We start from the raw sequence: 21,296 nt of genomic DNA, 5'->3' as shown, positions 1-21,296 counted from the left end.
AGCTGAATGGGTCTGAAGGTTTTTACTTTCAGACCCATTTTTTTTAAGATTGATTTCGATTTTAAGTATATTTGAAATTCTAAAATACAATACTCCATGAAATTTACTAATAAACTTAGTTTTACTTTTTTCTTATTTAATACCATCCTGTTTGCACAAATAAACAATCAGCAATTTAATACTATAGATGTACAACATTATAAATTAACATTAAATGTTAACGATACTACCAATGTAATTAATGCTGAAATGGAAGTTTCAGTTAAATTTAAAAGATCAGTTTCTGCGTTTGACTTGGATTTAGTCAAACAAGATTCTACTGGAATGGGAATGCAAGTAGACAGCGTTTACCAAAATAATATAGTTGTAGATTTTAATCAGAAAAACAATAAATTATCAATTGAAGCCAAACACGTTTTTCCTCGTTTACCCTATACCTATAAAATTATGTATAGTGGTATTCCAAAAGATGGGTTAATAATTTCTAAAAATATACATGGTGATCGTACATTTTTTGGTGATAATTGGCCAAACAGAGCGCATAATTGGTTTCCTTGTATAGATCACCCATCAGACAAAGCAACTATAGAGTATATAATTAAAACACCGAACCATTACCAAGCAATAGCAAATGGTTTTGAGGTTGAAGAAACTAATTTATCTAATAATTTAAAACAATATCACTATAAAACTGAAGTTCCCTTACCAACAAAAGTAATGGTGGTTGGTATTGCTAAATTTGCTGTTCAAAATATTGGAGAAACACATAATATACCTGTTTCTACTTGGGTATATCCACAAACAAAAGAGGAAGGTTTTTACGATTTTTCAATAGCTAAAGATATTTTAGATTTCTTTATTGAAAATGTAGGAGATTACCCATTTCAAAAATTAGCAAATGTGCAGTCTAAAACACGTTTTGGAGGTATGGAAAATGCTGGAAATATATTTTATTTTGAAAAATCTGTCACTGGAAATCAAGAACATAAAGATTTAATCGCCCACGAAATTGCGCATCAGTGGTTTGGAAATTCTGCTACAGAAATAGATTGGGCACATTTATGGTTAAGCGAAGGTTTTGCAACTTATTTAACCGATTTATACATTCTAAAAAGCGATGGCGAAGCCGCGTTTAAAGATCGTTTAAATGAAGAGCGCACAAAAGTGTTGAATTTTTATAAAGTACAAAAAACTCCTGTTGTAGATACAAAAACAACCAATTATATGAAATTATTAAATCCAAATTCTTATCAAAAAGGTGCATGGGTTTTACATATGCTAAAAAATAAAGTTGGTGAAGAAAACTTTTGGAAAGGCATTAAAACCTATTACGATTTTTACAAATTTAAAAATGCCTCAACTACTAATTTTAAAAATGTAATGGCACAAGTTTCAGGTAAAAATTTAGATGTATTTTTTACGCAATGGCTTGAAAAAACTGGACAACCAAAAATAAAAACTAATTGGATTCACGGGGGCGATAAATTGCGCATTATTGTGGAGCAACTTCAAGAAACTGTTTTTCAATTTCCACTATATATAGAACTTATTTATTCTGATGGTAGCTCGGAAATTAAAACCGTTGAAGTTACTACAAAAAAAGAACCTTTTGTTGTGGTGACTAAAGATTTGGATATAAAAAAGATTAACTACGATCCAAATGTGAATTTACTATTCGAAATAGCTAATGATTAACAGCTATGGAATGCAAACTCTGCAATAGTAAAACAACGTTATTTTATTCAATTAAATATATTGATTATTATAAATGTAGTGCATGCTTTGCTGTTTTAATGGATCCAAATTGTTATCCTTCAATTAATAATGAAAAAAAAAGATACTTAGAACATAACAATAATGTACACGATCTAGGGTATCAAAAATTTGTAGATCCAATTGTAAAAGCTGTTAAAAAAGATTTTAATAATACTGCTACCGGATTGGATTTTGGTTGCGGAACCGGCCCCGTAATTACCAAACTACTGCGCGACAAAAATTATAGTATTACAACTTACGATCCATTTTTCGATAACAATCTAAACGCTTTAGAAACCAATTACAATTTTATTGTTTGCTGCGAAGTTATTGAACATTTCCACAATCCATTACAAGAATTTAAGCGTTTAAAAAACTTATTAAAACCTCAGGGTAGATTGTATTGTATGACCGATTTATTTTCAGAAAATATAAATTTTAAAAATTGGTATTATAAAGAAGACAATACACACGTAATATTTTATCATAAAAATACCTTTAATTGGATTCAAAAAAATGTTGGTTTTTCAAAAGTTACCATGAATAATAGATTGATAACCTTTGAAATATAATTTAAGGTCTATATTTGCAAAAACTAAAAAAATGACTTTTTCCGATTTAAACTTAAACCGCTTTTTACTCGATGCCCTTACTGAAATGGGTTTTGAAACACCAACACCTATTCAAGAAAAGGCGTTTAATGTAATTATGAGTAGTAGAGATATGGTTGGTATTGCACAAACCGGAACTGGAAAAACCTATGCTTATTTATTGCCAATACTAAAACAACTCCCCTTTTCCGAACAAAAACATCCACGTGTTTTAATTGTGGTGCCAACAAGGGAATTGGTTGTACAGGTAATTCAAGAGATTGAAAATTTAACCCCTTATATTAATGTTCGTTTTGCAGGAGTTTATGGAGGTACAAACTTAAATAAGCAAAAACAAGTTGTATATCAAGGTCAAGATATTTTGGTTGCAACACCAGGAAGATTACTAGATTTAGCCTTAGATGGTATTTTAAAATTGAAACAAATTCAGAAATTGGTAATTGATGAAGTTGATGAAATGATGAATCTTGGTTTTAGAGCGCAATTGATCACTTTATTAGATTTATTACCTAAAAAACGTCAGAATATTTTATTCTCTGCAACTTTAACTAAAGAAGTAAATGAATTACTACACGACTTTTTTAAATCGCCTATAAAAATTGAAGTCGCAGCCAGCGGAAGTCCTTTAGATACTATAAAACAATTGGCATATCCTGTTCCAAATTTTTATACAAAAGTTAACTTTTTAGTGCAATTATTAAAAGATAAAGAAACTTTTAAAAAAGTGTTGGTATTTGTAAAAAATAAGAAACAAGCCAATATTTTATACGAAGAGTTAGAAGGTTTAATTCCAGGTGATACAAATGTAATTCACTCTAATAAAACCCAAAATTATCGTTTACGAGCAGTAAATAATTTTGAAAAAGGTTTTTTTAATGTGTTAATTGCAAGTGATATTATTGCGCGAGGTTTAGATTTTACAGACGTGAGTCACGTAATTAATTTTAATATTCCTGAAGAACCTGAAAATTATATGCACCGAATTGGTAGAACAGGTAGAGCAGAACAAGAAGGTACTGCTATTTCATTTTTTAATAAAGAAGAAGCTGAATACTTAGGTGAAATTGAATTGTTAATGAATACTGAAATTGATGTTGAAGATCTTCCTGATCATATTTTAATTTCGACTCAACTGATTGATGAAGAGATGCCAAAAGTTGAACCGGAAAAAAGCAGTAGAAAAAAGACACTAACAGAACCCAGCGGTCCAGCTTTTCATGAGAAAAAAGAAAAAAATAGCAGGGTGAATTTAGGAGGTTCTTACCGAAGAGAAATTGCTAAAAAGTATAAAAAACCTAAAACTAGAGGTCAGAAAAGGAAGTAACAATTATCATTTTTTTTAAGCATTCAACTTGCAATAATCATACTAAATATTAGTACTTTTAATGTAAATTTTTAAGTATGCTTTTTGAAACCGAAAAACTAGAAGAAATACGTATTCAAATAGATTTAATTTTAGAGAAAATCTTAGAATATGAGAACAGGTATAACAGTCAAATTTTAAGTGTCCATCCAAATTATACCGAAAGTGCTAAAAACTTAATTCACTACTTAGCACTTAGAAGTTTTGATAATGCTGTTTTTCAAGATAAATTAAATAAAATTGGTCTGCCAAACACTTCAAGTTCAGAAAGTAGCGTTTTGAATAACTTACTCATTTACAGAAAAATAATCAATAGCTTGTTAAATAATAATGAAATTGAAGATATTCCAAATCATTTAACAAAAAGCGAAAGTAAACACCTATTAAAAAAACACACCAACGCATTGTTTGGCGAAATTGATAGAAACCGAAGAACTCGTGTTTTGGTAACGCAACCAACCGTTGCTGCTGAAGATAAAGAGTTTGCAAAAAACCTAACTAATTTAGGAATGGATGCTGCGCGTATAAATTGTGCACACGATACTGAAGTTGTTTGGAATAAAATTATTACAAATACAAAAAAAGCTAATCCAAACTGTAAAATATTAATGGATTTAGGTGGTCCAAAATTAAGAACTGGTAAAATGAAACCTGGTCATAAAGTAATTCATATAAAACCAAAACGAAATACGTTAGGACAAGTTACTGTGCCAGCAAAAGTATGGTTAGCTCCTTTTGGAATGCTTCCACCAGAAAATGCCGAAGTTGATGCAATTATTCCTGTAAATAAAAAATGGTTGCAAAAAACTAGAAAAGGATCTTATATCACTTTTATAGATTCTAGAAATAAAAAATGTAAAATTACCATTGAAAGTAAAGAAGGATATGCAAGGTGGGGATCTTGTTCAGATTCTGCTTTTGTAACTACTGGTATGCAACTAACAGTGTTTTTAGAGAAAAAATCAACTTCAGAGATTCATACAGTTCACGAAATGTTACCTTTAGAAGAAGTTATATTTTTGTTTGAAGGCGATACCTTAAAATTAAATAAAGTACCCATTTTAGGAGAACCTACAAAATACAATGAAGCTGGAGAATCAATTGAAATTGCACATATTTCGTGTACACTACCTCAGCTTTTTTCTAAAGTAAAAAAAGGGGAATTAATTTATTTTGATGATGGTAAAATTGAAGGAATTATAACCGAAGTAGCAATAGACTTTTTATTAGTTGAAATTACAAATGCTAAAAAAAATGGAAGTAAACTTAAAGCCGACAAAGGAATTAACCTTCCGAACAGCGATTTAGGCATTCATGGTTTGACAGAAAAGGACAAAGAAGATTTAAAATATATTGCTAAAAATGCTGATGCCGTCAATTTTTCTTTTGTGAACTCTAAAAAAGATGTTGATGATTTACTGAATGAATTTAAAAAACTAGAAGCCAACTTAAGCATTATTATAAAAGTTGAAACAAAAAGAGCTTTTAATAACTTACCTGGTATTTTATTAAAAGCAATGGAAAACTATCCTATTGGTGTTATGATTGCACGTGGAGATTTAGCTATTGAAACTGGTTGGAAAAATTTTGCAGTTATTCAGGAAGAAATTTTACGGATTTGTGAAGCTGCACATTTACCAGATATTTGGGCTACCCAAGTATTGGAAAACTTAGCAAAAAAAGGAATTCCAACACGTGCTGAAGTTACCGATGCTGCCATGTCTCAACGTGTAGAATGTGTTATGCTAAATAAAGGTCCCTATATTGAAAAGGCGGTGAAAATGTTAGATAAAATTTTGTGTAAAATGCAATCCATTCAAAAGAAAAAAATGGCTGTTTTACCTAAATTAGAATTTTCGAAAGAGTTATAAGATTTAATCTTAAATGGATTCTTTGTTTCTAGAACTACTAATATTCAATAAAAAAACTCCTTAAATTTCTTTAAGGAGTTTTTAATATTTATTTAAATCTTTTTATTTGTAAACTTCTTTTACAAAAGCTTCATAACTCATTTCTTTTACTTTAAAAGTAATTTTTTCTTTGTAAAAGGCAAGTAGTTTTTGACTTACTAATTGTTCTTGTAAACGTTTTGCTTCGTCTTGGTTACTTAAAACTCTTTGAACAATATCATCCAATTCTTTTTCTTCTGGATTTAATTGACCGTATTGAGCCATCTGAGCTTTTACAAAACCTTTTGTAAAGTCTTTCAATTCTTCAAAATCAAGTTTTATGTTATTATCTTTTAAAACTTTTCCTTCAATTAATTGGTAACGCAAACCTTTTTCAGATTTTTCGTATTCTTCAGCAGCTTGTTCTGCAGAGATTGGTTTTTCACCAGCCACTGCTAACCATTTTTTCAAAAATTCTGCAGGTAAATCAAATTTTGTGTTTTCTACTAAATATTCGGTTACTGCATTTAATAATTGTTGGTCTGCTTGTGTTTGAAATTGCTTTTCAGCATCTTCTTTAATTTTTTCTCTAAGTTCTTCTTCAGATTTTACAACATCTGGTCCAAAAACTTTATCAAATAATTCTTGATTTACTTCAGCAAGTTCAGTAACACTAATTTCTTCAATTGTAAACGTTAATGGAATATCTAAATCTTGAATTTCTTCATGATTTAAACCTAAAGCTCCCATTAATTTATGATCATCATCAAATAAGCCTTTTGATTTTAATTCAATAATGTCTCCAACTTTAGCACCAATAAATTTCTTTTGATTTACTTTTCCTTTTATTGAAGCTAATTCTATGGTAGATTTTTTATCTATTCCTTTTTCTTCATTAGCAAAAGTACCTGCAATATTTACACCTTCTTCTACAACTTCTTGAGGAACAATTTTACCAAAACGTTTTTGGATATTCTCAACTTCTTTATCTAATAATTCTTTGTCTGCAACAATATTGTATTGCGTAATTTTCTTTTTTGCTTCTAAATCAACGTCAAACTCTGGAGCCAAACCTAATTCAAATTCAAAAGAATAATCTTCTGTATCCCAAGAAAAATCATCTTGCATTTTTGGTAACGGATTTCCTAAAATATCTAATTTTTCTTCAACTAAATACTTGTTTAATGACTCTTGTAAAAGTTTATTTACTTCATCAATCATAATAGATTTTCCGTACTGCTTTTTCACCATTCCCATTGGCACATGTCCTTTTCTAAATCCTGGAATGTCAGCTTTCTGACGGTAATCTTGTAAAATTTTCTCTACTTTATCTTGGTAATCAGCAGCTGAAATTTCAACCTTTACTACTGCATTTAATGCATCAACACTTTCTTTTGTAATATTCATTTTATGTTGTTTTTATCTTAAATCATTCAAAATTGGGTGCAAAAGTACTACTTTTTGCGTACTTGACAAATATTTAACCCGTTCAAATTCAACTATTTTTGTTTGCCTTCATTTAAAAATGAGTACAATACAGATTGAAATATTGATAATAGCACACTAAATAATAATGCAATCCAAAAACCTGAAACTGTAAATCCGCTTACAAAGTAATCTGCTAATAAAATAATTACTGCATTTATAACTAACAAAAAGAGTCCTAAAGTTACAATAGTTGCCGGAAGTGTAAAAAATATTAACAATGGTTTTACAGTAATGCGTAATAATCCTAAAACCACTGCAACTAATATTGCACTTGTATATCCTTGAATTTCAACTCCTGGTAAAAAGCTTGCTAAAACTACAACCGCAATTGCAGTTAAAAGTATTCTTAAAATTGTTTTCATGTTGTATTTATGTTTTTAATTTCTCATAAATATAGCGAAAACAATGCCAATTGGTTATTTATGACAAAAATGAAATAACTTCATTATAAAACTGGGTTGGGTTTTCTGCGTGTAACCAATGCCCTGCATTTTTGACAGTTATAATTTTTGAGTTTGGAAAATGTTCCGCTATTAAATCAACTTCATTTTCTGTAATATAATTAGAGTTTTCCCCACTTAAAAATAATGTTTCGCCATCAAATTCTGTATATGAAGGCAACGCTGCTCCCACTTCACTATTATTTACGGTTAAACTTTCTAAGTTAAACCTAAAAGCATAAGTGTCTTTTGATTTTCTATATACATTTTTAAGCAAAAAAAGTAAAATTCCACGATCTTTAATATATATTTTTAGAGTGTCCTCTATTTTACTTCTGGTATTTTGAATTTGAAAATTTACTGCATTTAAGGCTGCTAAAATTTGTTGATGATGCGGTTTGTAGTATTTTGGACTAATATCTGCAACTATTAATTTATCAACAAACTCAGGAAAAGTAACTGAAAAAAGCATTGCTACTTTCCCTCCCATTGAATGACCAAGAAGATTTACTTTTTCTAAATTATGATGTTGGATATACTTAAATAAATCTTCAACTAGCAATTCATAATCAAAATCGTAGGCATGAAAACTACGTCCGTGGTTACGTTGATCTATTAAATGGACTTCAAAAGTTTCAGCAAATTTGTTCGCTAAAGACTTCCAATTGTCACCCATACCAAAATATCCATGTAAAATAAGTAATGGCGAGCCAGTTCCTTGTATTTTTGAATGCAATATCATCTGTTAGTTTTAGTTTTTTAGTTTTAGTTAAAAAAGACAACCTGAATTGGTTTCGGCTGCACTCAACCGCCGTCTTGGTTTTTATTACTTCAACTTTTTAACTTTAAACATTAATACCTTTCAACTTATACTTGTACATATTAATCACATTTTCCAAACCTAAATATAATGATTCGGTAATTAGCGCATGACCAATAGAAACTTCTAATAAATTTGGAATATTTTCTGCAAAAAACTGAATATTATCCAAGCTTAAATCGTGACCAGCATTTATTCCTAATCCAAGTTCCGTTGCTAACAATGCACTTTTGGTATATGGTTTTATAGCATCCTTATTTCCCAACCCATATTGTGTAGCAAAATCTTCGGTGTACAATTCAATTCTATCCGCTCCTGTTTTAGCTGCTGCTTCAATTAATTTAAAATCGGTATCTATAAAAACCGAGGTTCTAATTCCTTTCGATTTAAATTCTGCAATAACTTCTTGCAAAAATGCTTGATGTGTTATGGTATCCCAACCAGCATTTGATGTAACTGCATCAACAGCATCTGGCACCAAAGTAACCTGCGTAGGACGAATTTCCAGCACCATATCCATAAATTTCTGAATTGGGTTTCCTTCAATATTAAATTCTGTAGTTACAATTTTCTTTAAATCGTACGCATCTTGATAACGAATATGACGTTCATCTGGTCTTGGATGAATTGTAATTCCTTCCGCACCAAAATCCTGAATATCAGAAGACACCTTTACTACATTTGGAAAATCTCCTCCTCTAGAATTACGTAACGTTGCAATTTTATTTACGTTTACACTTAATTTGGTCATTGCTAAAATCTTTAAAATTAATAAAGAGTGTCAAATTTACGAAGTAATCCCTATTTAACACAAAAATGTTGCATTTAATCAAAAACTAATTCAATTTATGAATCAGGTATTTTAAAATTAAAATGCTCTAAGAATGTATTTTTGGTTTTATTTTTGATTAATTTGTAGTATAATAGCAAACAAGATGGAAACCGCTCCTTTTATATTAAAAGAATTTAAACCTTTTACACTTGATAGTAAGGTTGCCGATGCTAAATTACTTTTTAAAGAAACTGCTTTTTCACATTTTCCAATTGTAAAAAACAACAAACTTATTGGGTTAATTTCAAAAATTGATATTGATGGAATTGATACAGGTGAAAAAAAATTAGAGGACTTTAGTTATTTAATCAAATTGTTTTTTGCAGAACAATCGGAAAATTTATTAGAATTAATTAAAGTTTTTGCAGCTAACGAGACTAATTTAGTTCCTGTAATTAAAAAAAATCATACATATATAGGTTATCTAGACTTAATAGATATTTTACATGTCTACAATGAAACTCCATTTTTAAACAATGAAGGTGTTGTTATAGCATTGGAAAAAGAAATTCAAGATTTTTCATTCAGTCAAGTTTGTCAAATTGTAGAAACCAATAACGGAAAAGTATTAGGGCTTTTTATTTCTGAAACTTCAGGTGCCATTGTAAAAATTACACTTAAATTTAATGCACAAGAAATAAACGAAATCATACAAACATTTAGACGCTATAATTATAAGGTGCTTTCGAAACACAAGGAGGATTTTTACTTAGAAGATCTTAAAGAAAGGTCTGATTACTTACAAAAATACTTAAATATTTAAGGATGAAGGTTGCTATCTACGGTCAATATTTTAAAATTGAAGACACTCAATATGTTGAAGATTTATTTCAAGTATTAATCAATCATAATATAGAATTTGTAATTGAACACAATTATTACAAACATCTTAAAAAGCATCTTGATATAGCTAAATACAACACTTTTTCATCTTATAAAAAATTAGACAGCACGTTTGATTTTATGTTTACTATTGGAGGCGATGGAACTATTTTAAGGGCTGTAACATTTATTAGAGCCTCTAATATTCCAATTGTTGGCATTAATACAGGTAGGTTAGGATTTTTAGCTACAATTCAAAAAGAAAATATTTCAAATGCCGTTGAATTGCTTCTTAAAAAAGAATATGTGTTAAAAGAACGCTCTTTATTAAGTGTTTCAACTTTTCCAGAAGTTGAAAATTTAAATGCATTAAATTTTGCGTTGAATGAAGTTTCAGTAAATAGAAAAAATACTGCTTCTATGATTACAATAAAGACTTTTTTAGACGATGATTTTTTAAATTCTTATTGGGCAGATGGACTAATTATTGCAACGCCAACAGGCTCTACAGGATACTCTTTAAGTTGTGGAGGTCCAATTATTACACCACGTGCTAAAAGTTTTGTAATTACTCCTATCGCACCTCACAATTTAAATGCAAGACCTTTAGTAATTCCAGAAGACACAAAAATTACATTTACTGTAAGCGGAAGAGAAGACCAATTTTTTCTTTCATTAGACTCTAGAATTAAAACCATTAATAACAATACAGAGATTACTATTAAAAAAGCCGATTTTAACTTAAAAATGGTGCAATTTAAAGAACAAACATTTTTAAAAACACTAAGAGAAAAATTGCTTTGGGGACAAGATACTCGTAATTAAGAGCACATTTATTACAAAAAGTTAAATAATAGCCTCAACAATATTTTTAGTTATAAACAGTTTATCAAAAAAGACATTGTTAAACTTCTAAAAGCAAGTATATTTAATTATATTTGCTCGCTATTTTATTTATGAAAAAAAATATTGTACTTATTGCATTTATCTGTATCACAACAAGTTCCTTTGCTCAAATTCACGAAATTGGAATACTAGCTGGTGGAAGTAACTATATTGGAGATATTGGTTCAGAATATTATATAAACCCAAACAGTTTTATGGGAGGTGTAATTTATAAATGGAATGTAAACCCACGAATTTCATATAGAGGTACTTTTACTTTTACACAACTAATAGCTGATGATGCAAATGCAACAAATCAAGCACGCTTAAACAGAGGTATAAACTTTAAAAACAGCCTAAAAGAACTAGCTTTAGGTTTGGAATTCAATTATTTTGAATATAATTTAGACGATTTTAGTAAAACTAAAACACCTTATTTATTGGTTGAAATTGCTGCTTTTAATTATAAAACAATAGTGAGTGGCACAGATGAGTCTAATTATGAATATGAAACAAACACCTCTTTTGCAATTCCTTTTGGAGTTGGTTATAAAACTAAACTATTTGGCGATTTTGCAATAGCTTTAGAGCTTAAAGCACGCTATACTTTTGTAGATAATCTCGATTTTAATAATGATAAAATAGATTCGTTAAAATTTGGAAACCCAAATAGTAATGATTGGTATATTTTTAGTGGTTTTAATTTAGTATATACTTTTGGAAGACCACCTTGTTATTCAACACCCTATTAATGGAAGCTTTAAAAAACAGCATATTAAAAAATAAGGTCCCAACACATATTGCCATAATTATGGATGGCAACGGTCGCTGGGCAAAACTTAAAAATAAACCAAGAATCTTTGGACATAAAAATGGTGTAAATTCTGTTCGAGAGACCATTGAAGCTTGTGGAGATATTGGTATAGAATACTTAACACTGTATGCTTTTTCTACCGAGAATTGGAACCGTCCAAAATTAGAGGTAAAAACATTAATGGCGCTATTGGTTTCTTCCCTTAAGAAAGAGTTAAAAATACTTCAAGAAAACAATATAAAACTCAACACTATTGGAAATATTAACGATTTACCAAAAAGTGCCCAAAAAGAACTCAAAGAAGTTATTGAAAAAACCAAAAACAACAACGCTTTAACCCTAACTTTAGCTTTAAGTTACGGATCGAGAGATGAAATTGTTAATGTTATCAAAAATATATCAAAAAAAGTTGTTAATAATGAACTTCAGATTGAAGAAATTGATGAAAATATTATAAATAATCATTTATATACGTTTTCTTTGCCTGATGTTGATTTTTTAATTCGCACAAGCGGAGAAAAAAGAATCAGCAATTTTTTATTGTGGCAAATAGCGTATGCCGAAATGTACTTTACAAATACACTTTGGCCAGATTTTAAAAAAGAAAATCTGTATAATGCAGTTTTAGAATATCAACATAGAGAACGAAGGTTTGGAAAAACCAGTGAACAAATTGAAAAAATAAATGAATAATTTAAAAATAGCCCTTTTACTTTTTACCATTATTTTGAGTTTTAACTCGCTAAATGCGCAAGAAGAACAAACCAATAACGCTAAAAATGTCGAAATAAAAAATAGTGAAAATGCAAACGACACTATAAAAAAAGACACTATTCAACCTGTTAATTTAACCACAAATTTTGTTAAAGATAGCTCTTACGAACTTGGAGGAATAACCGTTAAAGGTCTTCAAAAATTCGAAGAACAAACCGTTAAGGTTTTTACTGGTTTAAAAGATGGTCAAGAAATTAAACTTCCCGGAGATAAACTAACAAGTGCCATAAAAAAATTATACGAAACCAAGCAATTTAGCAATGTAGAAGTCTATATTTCTAAAATTGATGGAACTACAGTTTATTTAGAATTTGAAGTTGAAGAATTACCGCAACTTAATAATATTACTATCAGTGGTGTAAAATCAAGCAAGGCAAAAGAACTTCAGCAAGATGCCGAATTAAAAAAAGGAGCTATGGTAACAGACAATTTAATTGTTACCACCCAAAACTATTTTAAAAAGAAATACCAAGAAAAAGGATTCTTAAAAACCAAAGTTTCACTAGACACCAAAAAAGATACTTCTGGAGTAAACATAGTTAATATGCTTGTGCATATAGATAAAGGTGAAAAAGTAAAAATTAAAAATATTACTTTTGAAGGGAATGAAGCTTTTACTGATAAGAAGCTAAGAAAGGCAATGAAAAACACCAAAAAGAAAATGTTTGGTAGGTTTTGGAAAGGTTCTAAATATATAGATGCAGATTTTAAAGAAGATCTTGAAAACATTGTTACAACCTACAGCGAAAAAGGACATAGAGATGCCCGAATTACAGACCATTCTCTTACTTGGAATGATGACAATACATTAAACTTAAACCTTAAAATTGAAGAAGGTAAAAAATATATTTTTGGTGATATTAAATTTATTGGAAACAGTAAATACACCGATGAACAATTACAACGAATTTTAAGAATTGAAAAAGGAGACACCTACAATGGTAAGGTTTTAAAAGATCGTGTTACAGGCGATGGTTCTCCAGATTCTGAAGATATTTCAACCGTTTACCAAAACAATGGTTATTTATTTTCACGTGTTTTACCTGTTGAAACAAGAGTAAATAACGATTCTATTGACGTAGAAATTAGAATTTACGAAGATCAGCAAACTAAAATTAATAAAGTAACCGTTAATGGAAATGACAGAACTAACGACCACGTTATTTACAGAGAAATTACAACTAAACCTGGTTATTTATACAGTAAAGCAGATATTATTAGAACCATTAGAGAAATTGGCCAATTAGGCTTTTTTGATGCCGAAGCAATTTCACCTGATATTCAACCAAACTTTACAGACAAAACAGTTGATATTGATTATACCGTTGCTGAAAAAGGCTCTAGCCAAATAGAATTACAAGGTGGTTACGGTGGTGGCTCTTTTATTGGAACCTTAGGACTATCATTCAACAATTTTTCTACACGAAATATTTTTAATAAAAAAGCATACAAACCGCTTCCAATGGGAGATGGACAAACTTTATCTTTACGTCTACAAAAAAGTAGGTATTATACAACTTCAAGTTTTTCTTTTACAGAACCTTGGTTAGGTGGAAAAAAACCTAGATCATTATCTTTTTCAATTTACAACTCTAAACAATTTAGATACGATTACTTTACAAATAAAGTTGATAAAGACCAACGTTTAAATATTGTTGGTGCAACAATTGGTTTAGGACAACGTTTAAAATGGCCAGATGACTTTTTTACGCTCTCACAAAGTATTAGTTACCAATTGTACGACTTAAAAGATTATCCTATTTCTACTTTTTCATTTTCAACAGGAGAATCAAATAATTTAGCATACAATATTACTTTGGCAAGAAATTCTGCAGGTCCAAACCCGATTTTCCCAAAATCCGGGTCAGAATTTAGTATTGGAGCAAAAGTAACGTTTCCATATTCTTTAGTGAATAATAAAGATTATGCAACCATAGAAGATCAGGAAAAATACCGTTGGTTAGAATACTACAAAGCCAGCTTTAAAGGAAAATGGTATACAGCATTAACCAAAGATTTAGTTTTAATGACCAATACAGAATTTGGAATTTTAGGACATTACAATAAAAAATTAGGAGATTCGCCATTCGAACGCTTTTTTGTAGGTGGAGACGGTATGGCATCTTATCAATTAGACGGTAGAGAAACTATTGCATTAAGAGGTTACGAAAACGGAAGACTTTCATCTATTCAGGGTGGTACTATTTATAATAAATTTCAAATGGAAGTTCGATATCCAATTACGTTAAAACCTTCTGCATCTATTTATGCACTAGGGTTTTTAGAAGCTGGTAACTCGTACGATGGATTTAAAAACTTTAACCCATTTCAACTAAAAAGATCAGCAGGTTTAGGACTTAGAATATTTATGCCAGCATTTGGATTATTAGGTATAGACTTTGCTCACGGATTTGATCCGTTACCCGGAGGTTTAGAAAAATCTGGTTGGCAAACTCACTTTATAATAGGGCAACAATTCTAATGTAAATCTGTTATATTTGTAGATAAATTATAAATTGGCACGGTTTTTTCTAAATACATATTAGTTATGACAAAAAAAGTTCTTTTATTTGCATTTTTAATTTTAGGGTTTTCAGCAATAGCTCAAAAAGCTCAAAAGATAGGTTATATTGATATGGAGTATATTTTAGAAAATATTCCAGAGTATAAAGAGGCCCAATCTAAATTAAATTCTAAAGCCTTAACATGGCAACAGAATATTGAAAAACAACAAAAAGAAATTGAAGCTTTAAAATCTGAATTAAATATTGAAAAAGCTTTAATGACGAAAGAATTAATTTTAGATAAAGAGGAAGATATTCAAATTAAAACGTTAGAATTAAAAAAATTACAAGATTCCTATTTTGGAGTTGAAGGAGATTTATTTTTACTAAGACAACAATTGGTGCAACCAATTCAAGATTTGGTTTACAACGCAATACAAGATATTGCCGTAAAGAGAAAATACGATTTTGTTTTAGATAAATCTACCGATTTAATAATGTTGTACACAAATAAGCAATATGATATTAGTGAATTGGTGATTAAAAGTATTTCAAGAGAACAAAAATTAGATGCTGCTAAAGAGAAAAAAAAGGGAAATAATAGCAATATTGTAAATACAGAAGGTGACAACCAAGAGACCAAAGAGGTTGAAAAAAAATTAACAGATAGAGAAGCAAAAAAAGCTGAGTTACAGAAAAAAATAGAAGAAAAAAGAGCGCTACAATTAAAGAAAAGAGAAGATCTTAAAAAAGCTATTGAAGCCAAAAGATTAAAAAGAATAAAAGAGATAGAAGACGCTAAAAAAGCAAAAGAAACAAAACAAGAATAATTAATTTAAACATCAAGAATAAAATGAAACAATTTAGAACTTTATTACTAATTGCTATAGTTGCATTAGGATTTAATTCAATTCAAGCTCAAACAAAAGTAGGTCATATAAGTACTGATTTATTACTTAGTCTTATGCCGGAAACTAAAACTTTAAATGCAGATTTAGAAAAATTAAGTAAAACTTATGAGTCTGAATTAAAAGCAGAAAATGATAAACTAGAAGCTAAATTAAAAAAATATGAAGCTGAAGTAGGTTCTCAAACAGATGAGGTAAATCAACAAAGAAGTGTTGAAGTGCAACAAGACAGACAAAACTTATACCAAGCATCTCAAATTGCACAACAAGATATTGCTAAAAAAAGAGATGATAAATTAAAACCTATTCTAGAGAAAGCTAGAAAAGCAATTGAAGATGTTGCAAACGAGCAAGGTTTTACATATGTTTTAGACGCATCAACCATTATTGTTGCAAATGGTACAGATTTATTACCAGCAGTAAAAGCTAAATTAGGTATTCAATAAAATAAACAACCTATATATATAAATTAAATCCCGCAATAGCGGGATTTTTTTATACATTTATAGTTCAAAAAATAGTATTCAACGTGAACAAACAACCTATTGGCTTATTTGATTCTGGCATTGGTGGAACTTCAATTTGGAAAGAAGTTGTAAAATTATTACCAAATGAAAATACCATTTATTTAGCCGATAGTAAAAATGCTCCCTATGGAGAAAAAACTTCTGAAGAAATAGTAGCTTTAGCTATAAAAAATACCGAAATCTTAATTTCTAAAGGCTGTAAACTTATTATTGTTGCTTGTAACACCGCAACCACAAATGCTATAAGTTATTTAAGAAAACACTACAATGTTCCGTTTATTGGTATAGAACCTGCAATTAAGCCAGCAGTACTATTTAGTAAAACAGGCGCTATTGGTATTTTAGCAACAAAAGGTACATTGTCTAGTAAATTATTTGAAAAGACCACAAAAGAATATGCTAAAAACAGTACTACTATTGAACAGGAAGGCACTGGTTTAGTACCACTAATTGAAGCTGGCAAGCTCAATTCACAAGAAATTACACAATTACTTGAAAAGTATTTAAAACCAATGCTAATCTATAATATTGACCATTTAGTGTTAGGTTGCACGCATTACCCTTATCTCATTCCACAAATAAAAAAAATAGTAGGAAAAAATGTAAAAATCATTGATTCTGGTGAGGCTGTTGCAAAACAAACTAAAGCTATTTTAGAAAAGCATTGTTTAAATTCAGAAATTAAAAATTCTAAACCTCATAAATTTTATGTTAATGTTGATGAAACTGTTCTTAGAAACATCTTGAATAATGTTTCTGAAGATTTCGTTATAGAATCAATCAATTTTTAACTGCGTTAAGGATAGAACGGTTTGTTTGAGCTCTTTTTGGGGTATCCACTCCAATTAGTCACCCAAAAAAGCGAGTAGTGATAGCCTGACCTGCAAGGTAACGCCCAACTACTAATCTTTATACCAACTTGAATACTTTACGTAATTATTAGCTATTCTATCTATTTCACCTGAAATTAGTTCTTGGCTAATATCTTTTACTTTTTCAGCAGGAACACCTGCATAAATAGCTCCAGATTCTACGTGGGTCCCCTTTGTTACAACTGCACCGGCCGCAATAATAGAATTGCTTTCGACAACACAATCGTCCATTACAATGGCTCCCATACCAATTAAAACATTATCGTGTATTGTACAACCATGTACCAAAGCATTGTGCCCAATAGATACATTGTTTCCAACATTTGTTGGGGATTTCTTATAAGTTGCGTGAATTACAGCACCGTCTTGAACATTTACTTTATTACCTAGTTTTATGTAATGTACATCTCCTCTAATAACCGCATTGTACCATATACTACATTGGTTTCCCATTTCAACCTCACCAATAATCACTGCATTTTCTGCTATAAAGCAATCTTCTCCAAATTTGGGCTTATTGCCATTTAATTCTTTAATAATCATAATTTAAAACTGAATTCTATTAAATTTCTTAAAACATTCTATTCGTTTTCCCTCCTCTTTCGTTCCAGAATCTTCTAGAGCCGAAACAACCAAAATTAAATCCTAATGTTATTTGATGATAACTGGCATCATCAAATAAAATTTCACCTGTTTGTTTTGTGTACGTATAAGAGAACATATATTTTTCAAAATTAACACCTACAATTGGCGTTAAATAATTTAATTGATTGGTATCTGTTGTATCAAAACCTCTTCTGTATGAAAATGCCGCCCAAAGCTTTGCAGTTGGAAGTTCTTTATAAACTTTCATGTTAAAATCAACAAATTTTTCACTGGTTCTTTCAATATATTGAATCATTACAGAAGGTTCAAACTCTATGGTTTTCTTGTTTTTATAATAATCGAAATAATATCCAAGAGAAAGTAAATACCTTCTAAGGTTTAGCGATTCGTAATTACTATTATATAAATTTCTAGCGTTCAGCATTAAATTTTTAACTGTTAAATAACCAAAAAAGTCTACATTGTGGTATGCCATACTAAAATCGGCATTAAAATAACTTTCGCTTTGAACTATCTGAGAAATTACTGGATCTGGTATATCAAATGAAGATTCGTCTAGTTTATTGCTAACCATCATCATAGACAGTCCAAAAGATAGTTGCTTATAATCTTCTATTCTTCCTAAATTTAAATGGTAAGCATACGTTGCTTGGACACCTTGCTGACTGTGGTAGCCATTTTTATCGTTAAATATAACCAGCCCTAATCCTGCTTTCTGACCAAATCTAGAATGTACATTTAACGTTTGTAACGATGGGGCATCTTTTATTCCACTCCATTGATTTCTGGCAGTTAATCTTATATTACCACAATCTCTAAATCCTGCTGCTGAAGGATGTACTAAAAACACATTGTCGGATAAATAATCTGAATATATTGGTAGTGTTTCTTGCCCATAACTAAACGACAAACACAAAAGAAAAAGTACTGAAAAAAATTTATTTTCTAGAATCATCCCAATAATAAACATCAAATATATAATATTATATTGAAATAATTTATAAGAAAATTATTCTAAAATCATAGAAAGCGCATTTACTAAAAACTATTTTGCGTATTGACGTGTGCCCTAACTAAAAACACACGCCTTAAATACGCGTAGCAAATTAAACATCAACACCTTCTTATGGTGAATCAGGCTTTTTCATAGCTTTTTCTTTCAAAGATAAATTAGAGTTTACTTAAAATTTCTGTTTTAAATTTTCTATACCCTCTAATAAAAATTAAATATTGTTCTCTATACAATTCTTGCTGGTTAACATAATACATATCGTAAGGAATATCCATACATTCTAAGGAATTTTCACTTTTATTCCTAAAATCATAAAACAAGCTTAACAAATAATTGTTTTCCTCTTTTTTGTTCATTAATTCTAAATTAAAGTTGTTTTTAAATTGCAATATGTGAATTAGTTTAATTAAATAATTTAATTCTTTTGCAATAAATTCAAAATGTTCAATCCAATTGTCTAACTCAATAAATTGTTGATTTATGGTTACTTCCTCATCTGGTTGATGACTATAAAATAATGGCATATAAAACGACTTTTAAAATTAATATTAAGGAAATATTACTCGTTGGAGATAGTTTTTATTAATACGTTCAATAGCAACCATATTTGCTGTCGTTCGCACTTCTACCTACTGTTTTTGATATTTTTAAAACTATATTAAACGCTTCTTTTATTTTCGATTTAATTTTAAATCAATTCTAATTCAGTTTTTTTTATCACAGAATCATGCTTTCGTGTTGGTTTGTTTACTTCAAACTCACTACAGGACCAAATAAATCGCTTACTCTCTGTAAGTGTGCAAGATTCTGTATAAATACAATTAGAACACAAGCTACTATCTATTTTATTCATAATACTATCTTTTAATTCATCTCTATAAATCAACATTCATTCCAATACATAAAATAATTTTAATAAAACATATAATAAATTGATTTTCAGATTTTTAAAATCAACTTAATCAATATAAGATATATATTAAAGCGAGGAGATTCTCCTCATATGAGGCAAAATTACCCAAAATATAAATAAAACTATTATTGAATTTTTTGACGAAGTGTTTTTCGATCTATTTGTAAAATTTCAGCGGCTTTAGATTTATTATTGCCAGTTGCCTCCAACACTTTTAGAATGTAGTTTTTTTCATACTCTTTAAGCGAAATAAAAGATGTATTGTTAAAGTTAATTTTAAACTTTAAATAGTCTGGTAAATCTTTAACTTCAATTGTATTGGTATCAGCTAAAATAATAGCTTGTTGCACAACATTTTCTAATTCTCTAATATTTCCTTGCCAATAATGTCGCTGCAAAATATCAAGTGCATCATTAGATATTTTTATAAACTTATCTTTATACTCTATTCCGTATTTAAATAAAAATTTGTCTACTAAAAGTGGTATGTCAGATTTTCTATTTCTAAGTGGAGGAACCGTAATTTGAACTACAGTTAAACGGTAATATAAATCTTCTCTAAATATTTTTTTTTGAATTAGCTCTTCTAAATTACTATTTGTTGCCGTAATAACGCGCACATCTAATTTTTCAGATTTTTGAGATCCTATTTTAGTAATTTCCTTTTCTTGTAATACACGTAATAACCTTGCTTGAACGGCTAAAGATGCATTTCCTATTTCATCTAAAAAGATGGTTCCTGCATTTGCCGCCTGAAAGAATCCATTTCTATTGGTGTCCGCTCCTGTAAAAGCTCCTTTCACATAGCCAAACAATTCCGATTCTAATAAGGTTTCTGGAATTGCAGCACAGTTAACCGCAACAAATGGTGCTCGAGCAAATTTCCCCATATAGTGAATAGCTCTAGCAACCAACTCTTTACCTGTACCGCTTTCACCTTGTATAAAAACAGTTGCTTTATTATCTTTAACCCTTTCAATAATTTCAGTTACTTTTTTTAACTCCTTAGAATTACCAATTAATTCGCCATAACTTTGTTGATTTGCCTTATTTAAAACTGTATTTTGAGTTGCATTGGTTTTTACTTTTTGAGAAAACGATTTTACCACAGCTTCTTTTAATTCCTCTTTTGTAAAAGGCTTTACCAAATAATCGACTGCACCTGATTTCATAACATCAACTGCATCATGTAATGACGGATAGCCAGTAACAACCAATTTAGGAAGTTCTGGAAAATGCTCGGTAACATATTTAATCAACTGAAAACCGTCAACGTCAGGCATTTTAAGATCCGTAATTAACAAGTCTATTTGAGTATCTTTTAATATTTGAATTGCTTCTTTTACCGATATTGCCTTAAAACTATGATAATTTAAATCGTGTAAATGCCTTTGTATTAGTTCTAAAATATTAACATCATCATCAACAATTAAAATGTTTTCTTTTTTGAATGGCATAACT

The 21,296-nt window shown here is 29.6% G+C and carries 21 protein-coding genes; 12 read left to right on the top strand and 9 right to left on the bottom strand.

Annotation, left to right across the window (positions count from 1 at the left end; all coding sequences use genetic code 11):
* Positions 1-96: 96 nt before the first annotated feature.
* The 4 genes from IEW75_RS12470 (at position 97) to IEW75_RS12455 (ending at position 5,600) form a co-directional block, all read left to right on the top strand.
* Complete coding sequence (locus IEW75_RS12470; protein ID WP_134248903.1) at positions 97-1,695, top strand: M1 family metallopeptidase; 1,599 nt, start codon at positions 97-99, stop codon at positions 1,693-1,695.
* Between the two features lie 98 nt (positions 1,696-1,793).
* Positions 1,794-2,327, top strand: coding sequence for a class I SAM-dependent methyltransferase (locus IEW75_RS12465; RefSeq protein ID WP_204744222.1), 534 nt, complete (start codon positions 1,794-1,796; stop codon positions 2,325-2,327).
* A 31-nt stretch (positions 2,328-2,358) separates the two neighbouring features.
* Entirely contained in the window at positions 2,359-3,690 is a 1,332-nt protein-coding gene (locus IEW75_RS12460; protein ID WP_134248905.1) for a DEAD/DEAH box helicase, read from the top strand.
* Positions 3,691-3,767: 77 nt separating this feature from the next.
* A complete protein-coding gene (locus IEW75_RS12455) occupies positions 3,768-5,600 on the top strand; it encodes a pyruvate kinase (RefSeq protein ID WP_134248906.1) in 1,833 nt (610 codons plus the stop codon).
* 102 nt (positions 5,601-5,702) lie between these two features.
* Here IEW75_RS12455 and tig read toward each other — a convergent pair whose 3' ends face one another.
* The 4 genes from tig to IEW75_RS12435 form a co-directional block, all read right to left on the bottom strand.
* Positions 5,703-7,025: a trigger factor gene (gene tig, locus IEW75_RS12450; protein WP_134248907.1), complete on the bottom strand. Its 1,323-nt coding sequence runs from the start codon at positions 7,023-7,025 to the stop codon at positions 5,703-5,705.
* A 92-nt stretch (positions 7,026-7,117) separates the two neighbouring features.
* Positions 7,118-7,468 carry a phage holin family protein gene (locus tag IEW75_RS12445; protein WP_134248908.1) on the bottom strand — a complete coding sequence of 117 codons (351 nt, stop codon included), beginning with the start codon at positions 7,466-7,468 and terminating at the stop codon, positions 7,118-7,120.
* 58 nt (positions 7,469-7,526) lie between these two features.
* Positions 7,527-8,288 carry an alpha/beta fold hydrolase gene (locus IEW75_RS12440; protein ID WP_134248909.1) on the bottom strand — a complete coding sequence of 254 codons (762 nt, stop codon included), beginning with the start codon at positions 8,286-8,288 and terminating at the stop codon, positions 7,527-7,529.
* A 103-nt stretch (positions 8,289-8,391) separates the two neighbouring features.
* Positions 8,392-9,117 carry a pyridoxine 5'-phosphate synthase gene (locus IEW75_RS12435; RefSeq protein ID WP_134248910.1) on the bottom strand — a complete coding sequence of 242 codons (726 nt, stop codon included), beginning with the start codon at positions 9,115-9,117 and terminating at the stop codon, positions 8,392-8,394.
* 184 nt (positions 9,118-9,301) lie between these two features.
* Between IEW75_RS12435 and IEW75_RS12430 the strand changes: the two genes are divergently transcribed.
* The 8 genes from IEW75_RS12430 (at position 9,302) to murI (ending at position 17,223) form a co-directional block, all read left to right on the top strand.
* Positions 9,302-9,961: a CBS domain-containing protein gene (locus IEW75_RS12430; protein ID WP_134248911.1), complete on the top strand. Its 660-nt coding sequence runs from the start codon at positions 9,302-9,304 to the stop codon at positions 9,959-9,961.
* Between the two features lie 2 nt (positions 9,962-9,963).
* Positions 9,964-10,845: an NAD kinase gene (locus IEW75_RS12425; protein WP_134248912.1), complete on the top strand. Its 882-nt coding sequence runs from the start codon at positions 9,964-9,966 to the stop codon at positions 10,843-10,845.
* Between the two features lie 131 nt (positions 10,846-10,976).
* Positions 10,977-11,657 (top strand): type IX secretion system protein PorG, encoded by a 681-nt coding sequence (porG, locus tag IEW75_RS12420; protein ID WP_134248913.1) that lies wholly within the window; start codon positions 10,977-10,979, stop codon positions 11,655-11,657.
* On the top strand, positions 11,657-12,412 hold the full coding sequence (gene uppS / locus IEW75_RS12415; protein WP_134248914.1) for an undecaprenyl pyrophosphate synthase: 756 nt from the start codon (positions 11,657-11,659) through the stop codon (positions 12,410-12,412). Before porG ends, uppS begins: the two co-directional genes overlap by 1 nt.
* Entirely contained in the window at positions 12,405-14,975 is a 2,571-nt protein-coding gene (gene bamA / locus IEW75_RS12410; protein ID WP_134248915.1) for an outer membrane protein assembly factor BamA, read from the top strand. The genes uppS and bamA overlap by 8 nt, the downstream gene beginning before the upstream one ends.
* A gap of 66 nt (positions 14,976-15,041) precedes the next feature.
* The gene (locus tag IEW75_RS12405) at positions 15,042-15,827 is read left to right on the top strand and encodes an OmpH/Skp family outer membrane protein (RefSeq protein WP_134248916.1); all 786 of its coding nucleotides are present in this window, start codon (positions 15,042-15,044) and stop codon (positions 15,825-15,827) included.
* 23 nt (positions 15,828-15,850) lie between these two features.
* The gene (locus IEW75_RS12400) at positions 15,851-16,351 is read left to right on the top strand and encodes an OmpH/Skp family outer membrane protein (RefSeq protein WP_134248917.1); all 501 of its coding nucleotides are present in this window, start codon (positions 15,851-15,853) and stop codon (positions 16,349-16,351) included.
* An 83-nt stretch (positions 16,352-16,434) separates the two neighbouring features.
* Positions 16,435-17,223, top strand: coding sequence for a glutamate racemase (gene murI / locus IEW75_RS12395; protein WP_134248918.1), 789 nt, complete (start codon positions 16,435-16,437; stop codon positions 17,221-17,223).
* A gap of 111 nt (positions 17,224-17,334) precedes the next feature.
* On the opposite strand, the gene IEW75_RS12390 is transcribed toward murI, so the two are convergent.
* The 5 genes from IEW75_RS12390 to IEW75_RS12370 form a co-directional block, all read right to left on the bottom strand.
* Positions 17,335-17,847, bottom strand: coding sequence for a gamma carbonic anhydrase family protein (locus IEW75_RS12390; RefSeq protein WP_134248919.1), 513 nt, complete (start codon positions 17,845-17,847; stop codon positions 17,335-17,337).
* A 28-nt stretch (positions 17,848-17,875) separates the two neighbouring features.
* The gene (locus IEW75_RS12385; protein WP_229714457.1) at positions 17,876-18,880 is read right to left on the bottom strand and encodes a PorP/SprF family type IX secretion system membrane protein; all 1,005 of its coding nucleotides are present in this window, start codon (positions 18,878-18,880) and stop codon (positions 17,876-17,878) included.
* A gap of 200 nt (positions 18,881-19,080) precedes the next feature.
* A complete protein-coding gene (locus tag IEW75_RS12380; RefSeq protein ID WP_134248920.1) occupies positions 19,081-19,446 on the bottom strand; it encodes a hypothetical protein in 366 nt (121 codons plus the stop codon).
* Between the two features lie 164 nt (positions 19,447-19,610).
* Positions 19,611-19,775 carry a hypothetical protein gene (locus IEW75_RS12375; RefSeq protein ID WP_158283804.1) on the bottom strand — a complete coding sequence of 55 codons (165 nt, stop codon included), beginning with the start codon at positions 19,773-19,775 and terminating at the stop codon, positions 19,611-19,613.
* 185 nt (positions 19,776-19,960) lie between these two features.
* Positions 19,961-21,292: a sigma-54-dependent transcriptional regulator gene (locus IEW75_RS12370; protein WP_134248921.1), complete on the bottom strand. Its 1,332-nt coding sequence runs from the start codon at positions 21,290-21,292 to the stop codon at positions 19,961-19,963.
* Positions 21,293-21,296: the final 4 nt, after the last annotated feature.

This window comes from Lutibacter litoralis, from assembly GCF_014646675.1.
Classification (GTDB): Bacteria; Bacteroidota; Bacteroidia; order Flavobacteriales; family Flavobacteriaceae; genus Lutibacter; species Lutibacter litoralis.
This window is presented reverse-complemented; position numbering and strand designations above follow the sequence as displayed.